The 20,492-nt window shown below is 28.6% G+C and carries 17 protein-coding genes; 15 read left to right on the forward strand and 2 right to left on the reverse strand.

Annotated features, from left to right (window positions below; genetic code table 11):
- Positions 1-68: 68 nt before the first annotated feature.
- A complete protein-coding gene (locus tag CLSA_RS08865; RefSeq protein ID WP_022745559.1) occupies positions 69-956 on the reverse strand; it encodes a helix-turn-helix domain-containing protein in 888 nt (295 codons plus the stop codon).
- 444 nt (positions 957-1,400) lie between these two features.
- On the opposite strand from CLSA_RS08865, the gene CLSA_RS08870 reads away from it, so the two are divergent.
- From CLSA_RS08870 to CLSA_RS08885, 4 genes are all read left to right on the forward strand, one after another.
- Positions 1,401-2,015, forward strand: a complete 615-nt coding sequence (locus tag CLSA_RS08870) for a CurL C-terminal domain-containing protein (protein WP_418235965.1) — start codon at positions 1,401-1,403, stop codon at positions 2,013-2,015.
- A 71-nt stretch (positions 2,016-2,086) separates the two neighbouring features.
- Positions 2,087-2,758, forward strand: coding sequence for a condensation domain-containing protein (locus CLSA_RS08875; protein WP_022745563.1), 672 nt, complete (start codon positions 2,087-2,089; stop codon positions 2,756-2,758).
- Between the two features lie 81 nt (positions 2,759-2,839).
- A complete protein-coding gene (locus tag CLSA_RS08880) occupies positions 2,840-4,615 on the forward strand; it encodes an ABC transporter ATP-binding protein (protein ID WP_052334795.1) in 1,776 nt (591 codons plus the stop codon).
- Position 4,616: 1 nt separating this feature from the next.
- Complete coding sequence (locus CLSA_RS08885) at positions 4,617-6,386, forward strand: ABC transporter ATP-binding protein (protein WP_022745566.1); 1,770 nt, start codon at positions 4,617-4,619, stop codon at positions 6,384-6,386.
- 297 nt (positions 6,387-6,683) lie between these two features.
- Here the strand turns inward: CLSA_RS08885 and CLSA_RS22000 are convergent, their stop codons facing one another.
- Positions 6,684-7,427: a 4'-phosphopantetheinyl transferase family protein gene (locus CLSA_RS22000; protein ID WP_022745569.1), complete on the reverse strand. Its 744-nt coding sequence runs from the start codon at positions 7,425-7,427 to the stop codon at positions 6,684-6,686.
- A gap of 292 nt (positions 7,428-7,719) precedes the next feature.
- Here CLSA_RS22000 and yqeC point away from each other — a divergent pair, with 292 nt between their 5' ends.
- The 11 genes from yqeC to CLSA_RS08945 all read left to right on the forward strand — a co-directional run bounded on the left by yqeC (position 7,720) and on the right by CLSA_RS08945 (position 20,375).
- Positions 7,720-8,547, forward strand: coding sequence for a selenium cofactor biosynthesis protein YqeC (gene yqeC, locus CLSA_RS08895; RefSeq protein WP_022745572.1), 828 nt, complete (start codon positions 7,720-7,722; stop codon positions 8,545-8,547).
- Positions 8,548-8,577: 30 nt separating this feature from the next.
- Positions 8,578-9,366, forward strand: coding sequence for a selenium-dependent molybdenum cofactor biosynthesis protein YqeB (gene yqeB, locus CLSA_RS08900; RefSeq protein WP_022745576.1), 789 nt, complete (start codon positions 8,578-8,580; stop codon positions 9,364-9,366).
- Positions 9,367-9,450: 84 nt separating this feature from the next.
- Positions 9,451-10,068, forward strand: a complete 618-nt coding sequence (gene yedF / locus CLSA_RS08905) for a sulfurtransferase-like selenium metabolism protein YedF (protein ID WP_022745579.1) — start codon at positions 9,451-9,453, stop codon at positions 10,066-10,068.
- A gap of 16 nt (positions 10,069-10,084) precedes the next feature.
- On the forward strand, positions 10,085-11,122 hold the full coding sequence (gene selD, locus CLSA_RS08910; RefSeq protein ID WP_022745582.1) for a selenide, water dikinase SelD: 1,038 nt from the start codon (positions 10,085-10,087) through the stop codon (positions 11,120-11,122).
- 290 nt (positions 11,123-11,412) lie between these two features.
- A complete protein-coding gene (locus tag CLSA_RS08915; protein WP_022745585.1) occupies positions 11,413-12,564 on the forward strand; it encodes a double-cubane-cluster-containing anaerobic reductase in 1,152 nt (383 codons plus the stop codon).
- A 125-nt stretch (positions 12,565-12,689) separates the two neighbouring features.
- Positions 12,690-13,454 (forward strand): acyl-CoA dehydratase activase, encoded by a 765-nt coding sequence (locus CLSA_RS08920; protein ID WP_022745588.1) that lies wholly within the window; start codon positions 12,690-12,692, stop codon positions 13,452-13,454.
- Positions 13,455-13,610: 156 nt separating this feature from the next.
- On the forward strand, positions 13,611-14,183 hold the full coding sequence (locus CLSA_RS08925) for a nucleotidyltransferase family protein (RefSeq protein WP_041716530.1): 573 nt from the start codon (positions 13,611-13,613) through the stop codon (positions 14,181-14,183).
- A 446-nt stretch (positions 14,184-14,629) separates the two neighbouring features.
- A complete protein-coding gene (locus tag CLSA_RS08930; RefSeq protein ID WP_022745594.1) occupies positions 14,630-15,430 on the forward strand; it encodes an FAD binding domain-containing protein in 801 nt (266 codons plus the stop codon).
- Positions 15,420-15,878, forward strand: coding sequence for a (2Fe-2S)-binding protein (locus tag CLSA_RS08935; protein ID WP_022745597.1), 459 nt, complete (start codon positions 15,420-15,422; stop codon positions 15,876-15,878). Before CLSA_RS08930 ends, CLSA_RS08935 begins: the two co-directional genes overlap by 11 nt.
- 3 nt (positions 15,879-15,881) lie before the next feature.
- Entirely contained in the window at positions 15,882-18,158 is a 2,277-nt protein-coding gene (locus tag CLSA_RS08940) for a xanthine dehydrogenase family protein molybdopterin-binding subunit (RefSeq protein WP_022745600.1), read from the forward strand.
- 1,173 nt (positions 18,159-19,331) lie between these two features.
- On the forward strand, positions 19,332-20,375 hold the full coding sequence (locus CLSA_RS08945) for an XdhC family protein (RefSeq protein WP_022745604.1): 1,044 nt from the start codon (positions 19,332-19,334) through the stop codon (positions 20,373-20,375).
- Positions 20,376-20,492: the final 117 nt, after the last annotated feature.

The following is a 20,492-nucleotide window of genomic DNA, read 5'->3' on the forward strand; positions in this document are numbered from 1 at the left end:
ATAATTAAGTATACTCAATGAATAAAAAGAATTCTTTCAAAATATTATCACATTTTTATATAATATTACTACTTATTAAAATAACTATGATAATCAGAAGGAGATAGACCTAACTGTTTCGTAAAGCATGCAGAAAAATGAGAGCAACTATAAAATCCACATTTTGCAGATATTTCTGTAATATTAATATTTTTTTCCCTAAGAAATTTTTTTGCTTTTACTAGTCGTATATTAATTAAGTATTCAATAGGAGAAATTCCCGTTTCTTTTTTAAAGACTCTATTAAAGTTAGATTTAGATATATTAGTTAAGTTAGATAACGAATCTAGAGTGATTTTTTCTTCAAAATGTTGATTCATATAATCTATGGATATTTGTATTTCATTCTTTTTTAATGTTATATCTTTAATGTTATCCAGTTTTAACATGCTTCGGATTAACTCATGTGTAATTATCAGTGATAAACTATCTAAGAGTTTATCTTTTCCTAAAGTATTTCCTTCATATTCACTAATAAATTTTTTTATAAAATTTATGATATCTTTTTTTACAATAAACTGATCCCAGAAATAGTTTTTTGGTTTATTAAAATCATATAAAATATATTGTTCATTAAAAAAATCAGCATTTATGAAAATTGCGATATAGCGATTGAAAGTATCATCTTTTTTTTCTTCATGAGATATTTTAGGAGACATAGCTGTTGTTATATAATAACTATCTGGTACTTGAAATTTAATATCTAACATTTTTTGCTCATTGGAAAAAAATATTACAAAAGAATAACTAGGATGACTATGATTAGGCTTAATGGCATATTCGCAAAATCCAATACTAGGAATAAAAATGCCTAATTTATCGGATACATATACATCAACATATTTTAAATTATCTGCTGTTATATCATTTCCAACAAGATTTCTTATGTTTTTCATGTCTTTTTCAGTTATAAACATGAATTTTCCTCCTTTCTTAAATACAGAATAAACATATTTTACTTGTAATTGAAATATTATCATAAATTTAGCTATTATATAATTGTAATTTAACTTGTTGTGCTAGTTTTTAATGCACAAAGTTGCTGTACCCGTTTAAACAATAATGATTTTAAGAATTGGATATCGGGTATTATTTAAATTTAGATATGTCTATTATAAGAAAAAATATCTAAAGGATCCTTGGTTAGTAACAAATTCAGAAGGACTTTCTTTTGAAAAATAATGTTTAGTTTTGCAAATTTATAGTTTAAGCGTTAAATTAATATAAAAAGTCTACACTTGAAACTGTGGCAGAAAACATCTTGAATAGATAGTTTTATTGGGTATTCTGGAACTAATGTCCATATAGTTCTTGAAAATTATTTAGAGCATAAATCTAAAGAAGATATTCAGAAGAAACACATATTAAAAGTATCTGCTAAAACAGAAAGTGCATTTAATAATAATGTGATTAATATTCTTGATTTCTTGAAGGGGTATGATGGAAGTTTTGAAAGTTTATGCTATACATTAAATTGCGAAAGAGATGATTATGGATATAGACAAGGATTTGTATTTAAAGATAAAGATGAATTAATAAGAAAACTAGAAACTTGCAAATATGAAAAAATACAAAAAGACGATAAAAAAGTTGTATTAGTATTAAGAAATCAAACAGAAGACATTGAAGCTGAATTTGTAGAAAAGGAAGCTATTTGTAAAAATATAAAGGATTTAAATATAAAATTTGATTATATTTTAGCAGATGAATTTGGTAAAATAATAATTTCATATTGTAATCGAGATATTGATGAAATTAAGGCTGAGAAAGATATAAGAGCATTAAAATTCAACCAGAATAATGAAGGATACTTAAATGCTGTTAATAAATTAAGTAAGGATAATAAATTAGTAATAATTCACATTGGAAGTTATTCGCATTATGAAAAAAGTGGTATAATGACAATATATATTGAAAATGATTATTATTTACATCGAATATGCGACTTATATGAGAATGATATTCAATTTAATTGAAGGGGGGTATATGAAGAATGTGAAATTAGAAAAATAAGTGCTCCTACTTATGCATTTGATAAAAATAAATTTTGGATTTATTTAGAAGTGTATTTTATGAAGAAAATAATGTTTTAATTCAAAAAAATTTAGATAAGTATAATTATAAAATAAAAGAATATTCTCTTGGAGGTGAAACCGAAAAAGAAAGATATGAAGCTAGTATGAAGATGTTAAATAATCATGCCAATACTACATTAACAGTTGATAAACTACCATTTGAAGTAGAAGTATATTATGTGGCAGAAGAAAATTGTATTTTATTTATAAGCATAAGCCACATAATAAGTGATGGCAGTTCGCTTGTTTTATTCGTTAAAGAATTAGTAAATAATTATAACGGAGAAGAAGATAAAAATGAAGTGCTTCAACAAATAGATCACAATTTATGGAAAGAAAAACTTGCGAAATCTGAAGAAAGTAAAAAACAAAATGAACATTGGAAAAATCAATTAAAAGATATTCAATTAGAAATAGATTTTCCAGGAGACAGAGAAATTAGAGAAGAAGATTATGTTGGAGAACAAACTAGATTTACTATTGAAGAAGATTTCTATAAAAACCTATGCAAGTTTATAAGAAAGGAAAAAGTAAGTATGTGTGCACCTTCATTGTATGCATTTAACTTATTAATAGCTAAGAGAACATTAATAAGTTATGTATATTTATGGATGAATTGGGCGGAGAATATATGCAGGTTTTAAACTACATAGTTGACAATTCAGATCAAATATTAAAAGAATATATTTAATTTTAAATATATGATTAAGAAAGAGATGATTTACATGAAAAAAGAAAATCCAGTTTCTGAAATTTTTGCATATGCAAGAGATGGGAAACAAAGGCTGATTTTATCAGCTATCTTTGCTGTAATAAGCGTTATACTTGGTTTAATTCCATTTTCGCTTGGCGCAAAGATATTAGAACAATTATTAGATGGAAATCTAACAAGAGATTATGCTATTAAACTTGGATTAATATGCCTTGTCGCATTTCTATTAAAAGAATTTTTTGGCTCAATTTCAACTTATATTTCACATGGAGTTGCATTTAGAACTTTAAGGAATATAAGAGTAACTATAATAGATAAGATTGAAAGAGTTTCCTTAGGTTATATAAATGGACAATCCTTGGGAGAATTTAAAAAGACAATAATTGATGATGTAGACAGCCTTGAATTTGTATTAGCGCATGCAATACCAGAAATGATATCAAATAGTATTGCACCAATTTTACTTATTATTTATATGTTTACAATAAGTTGGAGAAGTGCAGTAGCAGGACTTATTTCAACAATAATTGGAATATTTGTTGTGGCAATAATGATGGCTGGTGGTGCTCAAAAGATTTTTAAAGTATTTACAGAAGGCAGTGCAAAAATGAATTCAACTGTTATAGAGTATGTAAATGGTATGGAAGTAATAAAGGTATTTAACCAAACTGCTTCTTCTATGAAAAAATATGAAGGCTCAGTAACTAATTACAGAGATGTTATGAATGCATGGTATAATCACTGTTATCCATTTTTAGCTATTAATAATGTAATTGCACCTTTAAGTGTTGCGTTTGTACTTCCTGTGACTGCAATATCATATATTTCAGGTGCAATGACTATGGAAAGTATGATTTTATCAATAGTAGTTTGCCTTGGAGTATCAGAACCTATACAAAAACTTGTAAAATTTACAGATCATTTTAATGAAATAAATATGGTTTATAGTAAGCTTAAACAAATACTAAGTATGCCAGAACTTAGTGTAGGAAATAAAAAAATAGATGTTAATAATACAGGAATTAAAGTTGAAAACATTAAGTTTGGATATTCTAATAATGAAATAATTCATAGTGTTTCATTTGAAGCTAAACAAGGAAAGATGACAGCATTAGTAGGGGTATCTGGTTCAGGTAAATCTACTATAGCAAAACTTATTGCAAGATTCTATGAAGTGCAAGAAGGTTCAATTAAAATAGGTGATACAGACATAAAGAAAATGCCTTTTGGTGATTATTCTAACTTAATATCTTATGTATCACAAGATAATTATTTACCTAACCTTTCACTAAGAGATAATGTTTTAATGGGAAAACCAAATGCTACTGAGACTGAATTTGAAAGAGCGGTAGAAGCAGCTGGATGTAATGAATTTATTAAAAAATTTGAACGAGGATATGATACTATGGTTGGTGATGCTGGAGATAAGTTATCTGGTGGAGAAAGACAAAGAGTATCCATTGCAAGAGCTATAATTAAAAATGCACCAATAGTAATTCTTGATGAAGCTACTGCATCAATTGACCCAGAAAATGAAAGTAAGATTCAAAATGCTCTTGATAAACTTTCAAAAGGAAAAACACTTATAGTAATTGCCCACCGTTTATCAACAATAATAAATGCAGATAACATTATATTAATGAATAAAGGTGAAATTAATGCACAAGGAACTCATGAAGAACTGTTAGAAAAATCAAAACAATATAAGAGTATGTGGGAAGCTCATGTTGGAGCTAAAGATTGGAGTATGCACAAATATGTTAATAGAGTAAAAGAAGGTGTAAGATAAAATGATAAAAGTTGTAAAAGATATAATGGAGCTTTCAGGAGAATATAAAAAATATATAAAGAAGGGAATCATAGTAAGTTTTATTAACGGGATTTTTTCAAGTGTACCTCTTTTATCAGTTTATTATTTCTTTTGTGCTTTTGAAAAAAATGATTTTAAGAGCTTAGACATGAGTACTGTGTGGAATAGTATTTTAATATTTTTAGTTGGAGTTATCGGTGGAATTATAACTAAATATTTATCATATCATTATGAAGGTTATTGTGGATGTTACATGGCAGCTAAAGAGAGAATATCAATAGGAGATCATCTTCGCCGTGTACCTATGAGTTTCTTTAAAGAAAATAGTTTGGGTGACATAGCTGTGTCAATTACATCTGATCTTCAACATATAGAAACTAATGCGCCAACACTTTTAGATTTAATCATTAATGGATTAGTATCATCAATAATATCAACAATTTTTCTTATGATTTTTAATATTAAAATAGGAATTATATTTTTAATTGTATTTATTATTGCTTTATTACTTATTAGGGTAATTGAAAATAAAGGTGATTTTGAAATTGCAAATCAAAAGAAAGCTCAGTCCATAGCGACTAATTCAACTATAGAATATATAAGAGGAATTACTATATATAAAATGTATAGAATGATGGGACAAAATACAGCTAAGTTAAAGAAAGAATATGATGAATATAGTGATGCCTGTGAGAAGAGTGAGTATAAGCTAATACCATTAGGTGGATTACTTTATGCTATATTAAAAGCTGCACGTGCTGTTGTAATATTAGCAGCTTCATTAATGGCTTTAAATGGTGAATTGTCTTTATCAATAGCTGCAATGATGATAGTTGCTTCATTTAGCATATTTACTCCAATTGAAAGCATAAGCAAAGCATCAGGAATGATAAGACAAATGGAAACAGTAATAGATAGAGTAAAAGCGATTAAGAATTTTGAAAGAATTGATGCTGATGGAAAAGATATAAAACTTCATAAATTTGATATAGAAATTAATAATGCATCTTTTGCATATGAAAATCAAGATAATAGTGATGAAAAGAATATAACAATAAATAATGTTTCATTTAAAGTTAAAGAAAATAGCATGACAGCAATTGTAGGTCCTTCAGGATGTGGAAAAACAACTATGACAAGACTTATTGCAAGATTTTATGATGTACTTAAAGGAGAAGTAAAAGTTGGAGGAGTAGATGTTAAGAAACTTACTTGTGATAGTTTGTTAGAAAATGTAAGCATGGTATTCCAAAATGTATACTTATTTAATGATACAATTATGAATAATATTAAATTTGGTAACCCTAATGCAACTGAAGAGGAAGTGAAAGAAGCAGTTAGAAAAGCTAGATGTGATGTATTTATTGAAAATCTTCCTGATGGATATAATACTGTAGTTGGAGAAGGTGGAGCTGCTTTATCAGGTGGTGAAAAACAAAGAATATCTATTGCTAGAGCAATATTAAAAAATGCTCCAATAGTTCTCCTTGATGAAGCAACTGCTAATATTGATCCAGAAAATGAGGTATATATTCAAGAAGCTATAAGTCAGCTTGTAGAAAATAAAACACTTATAGTAATAGCTCATAGACTTAATACAATAAAAGATGCTGATCAAATAGTAGTAATGAATGAAGGACAAATAAGTGATATTGGAACTCATGAAGAATTGCTTAAGAGAGGCGGTATTTACGAAGTATTCTGGAATATAAGACAAAATGCTAATGTATGGCAAGTTAAGAATTCTTAAAATGCCAATTAGAAATAAGATTTATATTACTCAGGCAAACTAATTAATCCTATATATTAAGAACTAATTAAAAATGAGAAAATCTGGAAACATATGAATATTAGTTTCTAGATTTTCTTTTTTATGTATAAGAAATTATAAAACATTTTTTACCAATTTGGATTTGTTATTTTTTTGTTAGTTTCTAAATTAATTAGGCAAATGTGCTCTAATAATATACTACACTAAAATTAAAGAAACTTTACAAAGGTTTAATCCTTTATTGTCAATTTTATACTGTTATCTAAAACATATATATTATTGAAATTTTGTTGTGAAATCATGTAAATATAGATTTTTTATATTTATGTTAGATAAATCATTTTTATGTAAACATATAGATAGATAAGAAGAAGATAACCTGATTGTACTTAATTTACATGAATTATTGAAGTCTAATAAAGTGTCTATACTGCAATCTGATTTATCAAGAATATAAGAAAAGTCTAATTTGTTAATGTCATTATTTAATCCAGTGGAAGTAAATTTAAAATAGCTTTCTTTTATTGACCATAGTTTTGTAAAAGTAGCATTGAAATCACATAAAGAATGTTCGATCAATTCTTTTTCTTTAGGTGTACATACATAAGAAAGAAGATTGTAATCTATATTAGAAATAGCTTGTATATCTATACCACATGGATATTTAGAAATAATACATGCAGCTTCATTATCACTATGAGAAAAATTAAAATGAAGATCAGGAATGTTTTTAAAAAATGGTTTACCAAAGTTATAACACATATTAGGAATATTTTCTGGACATGTTATATTTAATCCATAAAGCAATAAAAGGAACGCTATTAAAGAAGTATTTTTATCTTTTTGGAATTTATATTTTAATATCTTTTCTTTTCTATAATTAGGAAGATAATTAAAAAAAGTATCAAATTGTTTTTCTGTTATAGATTGAATATTTTCGAAGTATAAGACTGTTGGATTATTTATGCTCATAAGATTATCCTTTCTTTTATAAATAACTATTTCTTTTTTATTATACATTAGTATTCATAAATATTCCTTTATTATATAAGATTTTCTTCTTTTAATTCATGCAAAGTTGTTTATTATTCTTTTATAGTATATATTTTTAATAAGGAAAGCAGAGAAAATATGGAATAAGGCACATTCAAAAAATAACACGTTCATTTGTCAGATTATTTTTGATTATGAGCAGGTTGACCTGATAGGTCAACCTGTGAAGACAATCCACATCATTGACTGATGAAAAATATCTATGGCAAATTGGACTTGTTATTTATTTTCATGTGCCTAAATTTATAAAGGTGGCAGTATGAAAGTTTTCGAATTTAGTAATGGAGAAATAAATGAAAAAAAGTCATTAGTAGAAACATTAAAAATAGATATTAATAAAAAGAATATAATTTCATTTGTTGGTGGTGGAGGTAAAACAAGTCTTATATATGAATTGGCAAATGAATTAAGTAAATTAGATAAAAAGGTTATTGTAACTACAACTACCCATATGTTTATGCCAAAAAGCAATGTTGTACTTTCTGGGAAAAAAGATGATATAGTTAAATTACTATGTAGTGAAAATATGATTACAGTTGGAATGTTATGTGATGAAAAAAATGTAAAATTTAATCATAATCAATTGAAAAACAGGAAAACATTTGATACGATTGAACAAGGAAAATTAAAAAAAATAAAAGGATTACCAAGAAATATATCTGTAAGTCTTATAGAATTGGCACATTTTGTTTTAGTTGAAGCTGATGGGGCAAAAAGGATGCCACTTAAAGTACCAGCACAACACGAACCAGTAATATTAGATGGAAGCAATTTAGTTATTGGTGTGTGTGGAATTGATTCAATTGGAAAACCAATAAATGAAACATGTCATAGATCTAATTTAGTCGCAGATTTTTTAAATGTTCATGAAAATCATATTATTAATGAAAGCGATATTGCTAAGATATTATTAAGTAACAGAGGACAAAAAAAAGATGTAAAATGTGATTATAAAGTTATCATAAATAAAGTTGATAATAAGGAAAGATTAGAAAATGCTAAGAGGATTTCAAGTGAATTTTGTAAATTAGGATATAATCACTTAATATTAACTGCATTTAGGCACATTCAAAAACATAATTATTGATTACATATAAGAGAGGAGAACAACTTTAACATGATATTAATAAAAGGTGCTGGAGATTTAGCTACAGGAGTTGCTCATAGATTGAAAAAGTGTGGTTTTGATATTGTAATGACAGAAATTGCACAGCCTACTACAGTAAGAAGAACTGTGGCTTTTTCACAAGCAGTATATGATAAAGAAGTAGAAGTTGAGGGCATAAAAGCAATATTGGCACTTAAAAATGACGATATTGATAATATAATTTCAAATGGAAACATTGCAGTCTTAGTTGATGAAGAAGCTAAAATTGTAGATGAAATTAAACCAGATGTAATAATTGATGCTATAATTGCAAAGAAAAATTTAGGAACACATATTGATGATGCACAAATTGTAATTGCACTTGGACCAGGATTTACAGCTGGAGTTGATTGCAATTGTGTTGTTGAAACAAAAAGGGGACATTATTTGGGAAAATCAATATATAATGGAAATGCTATACCTGATACAGGGGTTCCAGGAAACATAGGTGGGTATACTAATGAAAGAATAATAAGAGCAACAGATGATGGTAAAATAAAACCTGTATCTAAAATAGGAGATTATGTAGAAAAAGGTGATATTGTTGCTTATGTAAATGATACTCCGATTTTTGCAGAGCTAAATGGAATAGTACGTGGAATGCTTCAAGATGGAGTCTATGTATATAATACAATGAAGAGTGGAGATATAGATCCAAGGTGTGAAAAAGATCATTGTTTTACAATATCGGATAAAGCTAGATCGATTTCAGGTGGCGTTTTAGAAGCAATTTTATACCTAAGGCATAATCAAAAGTAGGCTTGGTAGATGAGATTGTTATTTTTTTGAATGTGCCTTATAAAAAGATAAAAATATTAAAGTATAAAGGAGCACAAATATAATATGAATAAATTAATCGATGCTAAAGGGAAAAATTGTCCTATTCCAGTAATAATGGCAAAAAAAGAAATTGATAATGGAAATGAAAATTTTATAATTGAGGTTGATAATAAAATTGCTGTTCAAAATCTTCAAAGATTAGCTAATAGTCAAGGATTATCATCAAGTGTAAAAGAAGAAAATGAGGTATTTAAAGTTATATTTTTAAATGATAACAATCAAACTGATGAATGTATAGAATGTAATGAAATATTATCTGAAATAGAAGATAATAAAAATCAAATAAGTACTTGGTCTGTATTTATAGGAAAAGAAATTATTGGAGATGGAAATGAAGAACTTGGAAAGTCATTAATGAAGATGTATTTTTATACAATATCAGAAGGAAATGATTTACCAAAATCAATTTTATTTATGAATGATGGAGTAAAGGTGATTACATTAAATGAACAAGCTATAGAACATTTAAAAGACCTTGAAGAAAAAGGCGTTGAAATTTTAGTTTGTGGTACATGTCTTAATTTTTATGGACTTCAAGAAAAGCTAACAGTAGGAAAAATAAGCAATATGTATGATATAACAAATTCTATGAAGGAATCATCAAAAGTTATTACGCTTTAAGGAGGACACGTTCTATATGTCACGAAATATAAAACTTACGAATTTAACTAAAACTTCAGGGTGTGCTGCTAAGATAGGACCTAGTATTCTTCATAATGTTTTGAGTAGTTTACCTAAATTTGAAGATGCAAATTTGCTTGTTGGATTTGATACTAGTGATGATGCCTGTGTATATAAAATTAATGATAATACAGTAGCAATTCAAACTGTGGATTTTTTTCCACCAATGGTTGATGATCCATATACTTTTGGACAAATTGCAGCTGCCAATGCTCTTAGTGATATATATGCAATGGGCGGAAATCCTGCAACAGCTATGAACTTACTTTGCTTTCCGTCTTGCTTAGATATGTCAATTATGCATGATATACTTGCAGGAGGATATGATAAGGTCAAGGAATCAGGTGCAGTAATTGCTGGTGGACATACTATAGCAGATCCTACGCCTAAATATGGTCTTTGTGTAAGTGGATTTGCACATCCAAGTGAAATTCTTTCAAATAGTAATGCAAAAACTGGAGATGTAATTATACTAACAAAACCATTGGGGATTGGAGTAATGAATACTGCAGCTAAAGCAGAGTTACTTACTGAAAGTAAAGTTAAAGAAATTGCAGCCATAATGTCTATGTTAAATAAATATGCAAAAGAATGTATGTCAGGACTTGATGTACATGCATGCACTGATATAACAGGCTTTAGCTTGATTGGTCATAGCTATGAAATGGCAAGTGGGAGCAGTAAAACAATAGAGATTTTTAGTGATTGTATACCTATTATAGATGGAGCACTAGATTATGCTAAAATGGGCATTATACCTGAAGGTATGTATAATAATTTTGATTATTTAAAAGATAAGTTTACTTTAGCTTCAGATATTAAGCAGGAGCTACAAGATGTGCTATTAGATCCACAAACATCAGGTGGACTGCTTATTTCACTTCCAGAAAGAAATGTTAAAGAGTTTTTATCAAGAAGTGAAACATTTACTTCATATGCAAGAGTTGTTGGACAGGTTTTTGATAAAGGTGATAAGCATATAATTATTAAATAATATATTAATCTAGATAAAAATCGAAAGTTGGTAAATATATCATCAAGATATGTTTTAGTATCAAAGCATGGTTAAAAATAGCCAACAAATATTTTTGATTAGGATAATAATTTATATTAAGAAAAATTACTTGATATGTGCCTTAGATAAAAATGTATGATTGATAATTATTGATTTGTACATAATGTAAACAAAAATATGTAATTAATAACTGTTAATTGATTTTGAAAATCAAGTGAAATCTAGAAAAATAAAACCTAAAAATATAATACAAATTGGGGGAAATAATCATGAAATTACAAAAGAATTTACCAGAAATATTTGAGGAATTTGGAGAAGGAAGAAGAAATGCTTTTATTAAAGCTAAGGAACTTAAAGATAAGGATATACCTTTAATAGGCGTGTTTTGTACTTACTTTCCACAAGAAATAGCATTATCAATGGGGGCAGCTACAGTTTCACTTTGTGCAACATCTGATGAAACTATTGCAGATGCAGAACAAGATCTTCCACGTAATTTATGTCCATTAATTAAATCAAGTTATGGTTTTGCTAAAACTGACAAATGCCCTTTCTTTTTCTTTTCAGATTTAATTGTTGGAGAAACAACTTGTGATGGTAAAAAGAAAATGTATGAATATCTTTCAGATTTTAAACCAGTACATGTCATGGAACTTCCAAATTCTCAAAGTGAAGATGGACTTAAGTTATGGAAAAATGAAATAATTAAGTTAAAATCAACTTTAGAAGAAATGTTTGATGTAAAAATAAGTGAAGATGATATAAGAAAAGCTATTAAAATAAAAAATAACGAACGTAAAGCATTAAAGAAATTTTATGAATTAGGTAAAAGAGAACCAGTTGCAATGTTAGGGCAAGATATATTTAAGGTTATAAATGGAACAACATTTAGTTTTGATAAGGAAGCAATTCCGAAGCAAATGGATGAGTTGATTGAAAAAATTGATTGTGAATATGAATCAGAAAAGAAATATGAATTAAAGCCTCGTATATTAATAACTGGATGTCCTATTGGGGGAGCAGCTGAAAAAGTTATTAAGGCAATTGAAGATAATGGCGCTTATGTAGTTGCTTTTGAAAATTGCAGTGTTGCAAAGGCGGTTGATGAATTAGTGGATGAAGAAAATCCTGATGTTTATGATGCTCTTTCTCGTAAATACTTATCAATTGGATGTTCTTGCATGACCCCTAATCTTAATAGAATTAAGCTACTTAATAAAATGATTGATGAATATAAAGTAGATGCTGTAGTTGATGTAGTATTAACAGCTTGCCATACATATAACGTTGAAACCTTATCGATTAAAAGATTTGTAAATAATGAAAAAAATAAACCATATATGAGTGTAGAAACTGATTTTTCCACTAATGATATAGGGCAATTAAATACAAGAATGGCTGCATTTATAGAAATGCTTTAGGCATATTCCAAAAAGATAACAAATACATCTGTTAGCTTGCTTGCCTTATGAAAAATATACATGGCAAATTGGATTTGTTATTTATTTTCATGTCACTTAATTTTTAGATTATAAGGTGGTAAATTATGAATAAATATACTTTGGGAATAGATTCAGGATCAACAACTACAAAAGGTGTATTATTTGATGGTAAAAATATTGTTAAAACGATGATTGTAAAAACTTCTGCAAAACCAAAGGAAAGTATTTATAAAATATATAACGAACTTTATTCAGATGATGTAGGATATACTATAGCTACAGGTTATGGCAGAAATTTATTAAAAGAAGCTAATAAAACTGTTACTGAAATAACCTGTCATGCACAAGGTGCAGCTTTTCTTAATCCAACTATTAGAGGAGTTATAGATATAGGTGGACAAGATTCGAAAGTTATTTTGTTAGACAATTCATTAAATGTTATTGATTTTCTGATGAATGATAAATGTGCAGCTGGAACTGGAAGATTTGTTGATGTTATGATGAGAACTTTAGAAGAAGATATGAGCAATATAGATGATTTTGTGAAAGACAGAAATCCAGTAACCATATCTAGTATGTGTACTGTTTTTGCTGAAAGTGAAATTATTAGTCTTCTTGCAAAAGATGTTCATAGAGGTGATATTGCTCTTGGAATAATTCATTCAATATGTAAAAGGACAGCCAATTTTGCACAAAGGTTAAGTTTACAAGGAGATATATTTTTTAGTGGTGGACTTGCTTTATCTGAAGTTTTCAGAGCAAATCTTGAAGTATACCTTAATAGAAAAGTAATAACTAATGATTTATGTCAGTTTGCAGGTGCAATTGGTGCAGCCACTATAGCATATAGAAAAATTAAGGCACGCTAAAGAAAATAACAAGTCCAAAATGTCATGATTATTTTGCATTAGGCTTGACAGATGGACTTGTTAGTTTTTTGAATGTGCCTAAATAAAAAATGATGGAAGGAATTATACAGGATAGATAGAACTTATACTTGAATGTATACTTATAGAGTTAAAGCAATGAAAATAAATTTAATTTTACTAGCATCAGGAAATAGCAGAAGGTTTAAGGATAATAAGTTATTGTCTATTATAAATAATAAACCAATGTTTATGAATGTAGTGGAAGAAGTATTAAAATTAGATTTTAATAAAATAATATTAGTCACACAATATGAGAAAATCAAAGAAATGCTATCCGAAAAAAACATAGAAGTAGTTATGAATAAAAATAGTGACTTGGGAATATCACATTCTATAGTTATTGGTATACAAAATGATACTAATGCTGATGGTTATATGTTTATGGTATGTGATCAGCCTTTTATAAAAGCGGATACAATTAAAAGATTGGTTAATAAATTTATAAGCAGCAATAAGGAAATTGTATGTGTAGAATATAATGGATTAACTGGAAATCCAGCAATATTTTCTAAGAAATATGTAAATGATTTGATGAACTTAAAAGGAGATATAGGCGGTAAATGCATAATAAATAGAAATTTACATGATCTAGAGACGATTAAAGTTTATGATAAATTAGAAATAGTAGATATTGATACAAAAAAAGAATTTTATGATTTGATGATATAATTGAATAAAAGACAGGTAGTATAATTGAAATTGAACTGCCTCTTTTTTGCTTATAGTGAAGAATAGAAAATAACTAGAATATAATTATAAAATATGGTAAAATTAAATTTGAAAAAGACGTATGTTTGCAGGAAAATATACTTTAATGTTCTTTTTTATCATAAGATGAAATAGATATTTAATTAAAAATAAAAAATGTATCCACTAAATTTAAGTTACATAAGATTTATTTAAAGATTTAGTGGATATTTTAGGCACATGAAAATAAATAATAAGTCCAAAGCTGCCATGGCTATTTTTCATCAGTCAAGGAAGTAAAGTGCCATCATAGTGGGTCTATTATGGCACTTTACTAACGCAGAATGATGGAAAATAGGCTGGCAGATGGGCTTATTATTTTTAAAATTTTGCTTTAATGTATTGAAATAAAATGGAGGTAAGAGAGCTTGTTTACAATTAAAAATTATGTAGTAGCAGAAGATTTAGCACAAGCATATGAGTTGAATCAAAAGAAGAACAATGTTATTTTAGGTGGAATTGCTTGGCTTAAAATGGGAGAACGTAATATTCAAACAGCTATTGATTTATCTAAATTAGGATTAGATAAGATTGAAGAAGATGAGGATTCTTTTAAAATAGGTTGCATGTGTACATTACGAGATATGGAAGTTAATGAGTCGCTAAATTCTTATTTTGATGGAGCTATATCAAAATCATTGATACATATAGTTGGAGTGCAATTTAGAAATTGTGCAACTATCGGAGGAAGTATTTATTCTCGATTTGGTTTTTCGGATATTTTAACATGTTTATTATCTCTAGATACATATGTAGAGTTATATAATGGTGGAATTATTCCTTTATCAATTTTTAAGGACATGCCATATGATAATGATATTTTAGTAAGAATAATAATCAAGAAGGATAATAGAAAAGTATCTTATTTAACACATAGAATGAGTGCTACTGATATTCCAACTCTTGCAGTAGCAGTTTCAAGATTAGAGGATAAATGGGAGATTGTATTAGGAGCCAGACCTCAAAGAGCAGTTTTAGTAAATAAATGTGAAGAAATCTTAAGTCAAAATCCAACTAAAGAAGAAATCGATTTTTTAGTGAAACATATAATGCAAGAAGTGAAATTCGGAAGCAATATGAGAGGAAGCAAAAAATATAGACAAATTCTTGCCGGAGTATTTATAAATAGAGGAATAGAAGAAGTTATTGGAGGTACTCATGAAAATTAAGCTATGGATAAATAATAAAGTATTTGAAGATGACGTAGAAGTTGATACATTGTTAATTGATTATTTAAGAAGTAAAGGATTCTATAGTGTAAAAAGAGGTTGTGAAACTGCAAATTGCGGTTTGTGTACTGTGCACTTAGAGGGAAAGCCAATATTATCATGTAGTACTCTTGTAATGAAAGCAAACGGATTTCATGTAACAACGCTTGAAGGAATGAAAGAAGAAGTTGAAGAATTTGGAGCATTTATGGCAGATGAAGGTGCAGAACAATGTGGTTTCTGCAGTCCAGGATTTATTATGAATGTATTAGCTATGAAGAAAGAATTGGTTAATCCAACAGAGCTTGAAATTAAGCAGTATTTAAGTGGAAACTTATGTCGTTGTACAGGATATATGGGACAGCTTAGAGCAATTGAGAAATATTTACAATACAAGAAGGAGGACTAAGTAATGAAATCAGTTAACCAAGGAATAAGAAAAAAAGATGCCATGTCACTTTTAACAGGTAAACCAGTATATACAGATGACATAGCACCAAGCAATTGTTTAATAGTAAAAGTACTTAGAAGCCCTCATGCACATGCCTTAATAGAAGATATTAATGTAGATATTGCTAGCAAAGTTCCAGGTATTGAATGTATTTTGACATATAAGGATGTTCCAACATCTAGATTTACTATGGCTGGACAATCTTATCCAGAACCAAGTCCTTACGATAGATTAATTTTAGATAAAAGGCTTAGATGTGTAGGTGATCCGGTTGCAATAGTTGCAGGAATTGATGAAAAATGTGTTAATAAAGCTTTAAAGTTAATAAAAGTAAAATATGAAGTTTTAGAAGCTATACTAGATTTTAGGGAATCTAAGGATAACAAAGTTGTAGTTCATCCAGAAGAAAATTTTAAAACATTATGCAAAGTTGGAACAGATGCTAAGAGAAATCTTTGCTCAAAGGGAGAATTTGTATTTGGTGATGTTGAAGAGGAATTAAGTAAATGTGCACATGTAATAGATAGTACATATCACACTAAGGCAAATAGTCAAGCTATGATGGAAACATTCAGAACTTTTACTGAACTTGATATTTACGGAAGATTAAATGTCACAAGTTCAACTCAGGTTCCATTCCATGTAAGACGTATTTTATCCAATGCACTTGAAATACCTAAGTCAAAGATCAGGGTAATCAAACCACGAATAGGGGGAGGATTTGGAGCTAAGCAAAGTGTTGTAGCTGAAGTTTTCCCGTCTATTGTAACAATAAAAACTGGAAAGCCAGCTAAGATGATTTATACTCGCAAGGAAAGCATGACGTCAGGAAGTCCAAGACATGAAATGGAAATTAAAGTACGTTTAGGCGCTGATGAAAATGGTATTATAAAAGCAATATATATGTATACATTATCTAATGCTGGAGCTTATGGTGAACATGGACCAACAACAGTAGGGCTATCAGGACATAAATCAATGCCACTATATAGCGGAGCAAATGCTTATAAATTTGAATATGATGTTGTTTATTCAAATACTATGGGCGGAGGAGCTTATAGGGGATATGGAGCTACTCAAGGAATATTTGCTTTAGAATCTGCAGTAAATGAGTTAGCAGCAAAAATAAATATGGACCCTGTTAAAATAAGAGAAATGAATATGGTGGCAGAGGGACAAGTGATGCCGGCTTATTATAATGAAACAGCTAATAGTTGTACATTAGACAAATGTTTAGCCAGAGCTAAAGAAATGATAGATTGGGATAAAAAATATCCATGCAGAGATATGGGTAACGGTAAGGTTAGATCGGTTGGAGTTTCTATGGCAATGCAAGGTTCAGGGATATCTAATGTTGATACTGCAGCAGTTGAAATAAAATTAAATGAGGATGGATTCTATACATTAATGATAGGAGCATCTGATATGGGAACAGGCTGTGATACAATATTAGCTCAAATGGCAGCAGATTGTTTAGAGTGTGATGTAGACAATATTGTTGTTCATGGTGTTGATACCGATCAATCTCCATATGATACAGGTTCTTATGCATCAAGTACAACTTATGTAACAGGAGGAGCTGTAGTAAAGACTTGCGCAACTCTAAGAAAGAAGATAGTAGAAGAAGGAGCTAAGTTACTTGGCTGTCCAGTTGAAAATGTGGAATTTGATGGTCAAAAGGTGTTCTCGTTTAAAGATGATAAAGAAATGAGTTTAAGAGATTTAGCTAATGCTACTTATGTTGGTGGAAGCCAAATGTTAAGTGCTACTGAATCACATTACTCAAAAGTTTCACCACCACCATTTATGGTTGGGCTTGTTGAAACTGAAATAGATAAGTTAACTGGTAAAGTTGATATTATTGACTATGTTGCAGTAGTTGACTGTGGAACTGTAATAAATCCAAAACTTGCACGAATTCAAGTGGAAGGCGGAATTGCTCAAGGTATAGGAATGGCTTTATATGAAGACATTAGCTATGATAAGAATGGCAGAATGAGAAATGATTCGTTCTTGCAATATAAGATTCCAACACGTCTTGATGTAGGAAATATAAGAGTGGAATTTGAAAGCAGTTTTGAGCCAACAGGACCATTTGGAGCTAAATCAATAGGCGAAATTGTAATCAATACTTCATCACCAGCATTAGCTAATGCAGTGTATAATGCTACAAAAGTAAATATAAGAACATTACCAATAACAGCAGAAAAAATAGTAATGGGAATGCTTGAAAAATAGGCTTATGTGGTGTGGTTAGCAGAAAGAAATGATGCTCTGTTGTTTCAGTTATTAGAGAAAAGGACTGTTGATTTCTAATCAGCAGAAGTTGCATCCATTTTTGCATGTTCCTTAAACAAGTTAATGACAAGCAAGAATGGAACAACTTCTGCTGAAGAAACCCTACAGCCCTTTTCTCAATGTAACACTCAACAAAATAGCACCATTTCTTTCTAGTTTAGAATGCATTTAAAAGCATAAGTGATAGTTAGTAGTTTGGCTAACCGAAATCATATGCATATTTGTTCCATCTGACTTATGAAATTTTCGCTGGAAGATTCTAAATATGAGTTTGTGCCCATTTCTGTATGTTCCAAATATTGATTTTGACAAGAAGTAAATTGAACAAGCTCCCATTAACAATCTTCAGCAGCCCAATTTCAAATAATCCTTTCACAAATATGTATATGATTTCTAGTATAGAAACACAAAAAACTTAATCAACTATGTAAGTCTATTCCATCTATATATCAAGTTTGAAATTTGTTTATATAGATGGTGTGAAAAAGTCTATTTTATGCAACAAATTATATAAGAAATAACTACTTAACATATGGATTTATAATGATTCATTTGTTTAGTTACAATCTCCTATAGATAAACGAACCATAAACTAGATTTAAACTTTGAAATATATTCAAAGCTAGAAAAAATTCACTTATTTTCTGAGAGTACTACATAAGTTTAAAACTTAAGTTGTTTTATAGGAAGATGTAATTAAACAGAATTTTATAGAGGACAAATCGCTATAGAAGAACATATTAAGCAATCAGTTTTTTCATAATTTATTCTATAAAATAGACTTTATCACACCGTTCTATATAGATATTCAATTTAAGAATCAGACTTATAATTAGAATGTATTTCTATACTAGAAATTGCATACATTTTTGTGAAACAGGCATTGAAATTGAACTGTGAAGGTTCTTAGTACAAGGTTGTACCATTTTCTTGCTTGTCCTAATTTTATATTAGGAGCATGCAAAAATGGGCACAACCTTGTACTTAGAAACTTTCAGTGAAAATTTCATAGCCCTGTGGAACAAAAATGTATGTAATTTCGGTTAGTCATCACATAAGTCTAGATTATAGTTTGGATATTTATAGTAAGTTATTATAAAAGGGGGTAAAAAGATGAAAAGAATTTTTTATAAGAAGTTGTTAAAGTTATTGAAATGTAATGGAGAAGCTTATGTTGTCACAATAATAAATGGCGAATACAATGAAAAAAATGTTACAGGAGAAAAATTAATAAAAAGCAAAGAAACTATTTTTATTGAAGATGAAAGTATTTCAGATTTTTGGGATGAAATCTTAAACAAAATTGATTTGAATAAAGGAACACATACATCAATTTTAGAAGATAATACAGAAGTATTTGTAGAATATATTTTAGATAAACCTAGATTAATTATATGTGGAGGTGGACACATATCATTATCTTTATATAAGATTGCAAAAATTTTGGATTTAGATGTAACTATAATTGATGATAGAATCGAATTTGCCAATAAAGAAAGGTTTCCAGACGCTGATTTAATTTTATGCAAGGATTTTGATGAAGCACTTAATGAAGTAAGATATGGTCAAAATACTTATTATGTCATAGTAACTAGAGGGCATAAAGATGATAGAAAATGTTTAGAAATAATATTAAAAAAGGATTTTTCTTATGTTGGAATGATTGGCAGTAGAGGAAAGATAAATTTTGTAATAAATAATATGCTTAATAATGGATATAAAAAAGAAGATATTGAAAAGGTGCATGCACCTATTGGACTTAATATAGGAGCTCAAACTCCAGAAGAAATAGCTGTAAGTATTTTTGGAGAAATTATTCAAGTTAAAAATAAAAAAAATAGCAGTAACATAGAGACAGATATTTTGAAATCAATAGAGGAAGAAAATGATTTAATGGCTTTAGCCACTATAATAGAAAAAAAAGGTTCATCTCCTAGGGGGATTGGAGCTAGAATGCTTGTTTATGAAAATAAAAAGCTTATAGGAACTGTTGGAGGTGGAAGTGTAGAAAATGCAACCTATGAAAAAGCATTGGAGGTTATTAAAGATAAAAGGACAATTATAGAGGAATATAATCTATCAAATTCAAGCTCAGCAAAACTTGGCATGGCTTGTGGTGGAAATGTAAAAGTGCTTTTTGAATTTATTGGAGAATAAAACACATGAAAATAAGCAACAAGTTGAAGAGTTATCATGGATATTTGCATCAGGCAAGGGGGCGAATTGACCTAATAGCAGGAATATTAGGTTAATTTGCTAACTTAGGATGATAGA

The organism is Clostridium saccharobutylicum DSM 13864 (assembly GCF_000473995.1).
Lineage (GTDB): Bacteria > Bacillota > Clostridia > Clostridiales > Clostridiaceae > Clostridium > Clostridium saccharobutylicum.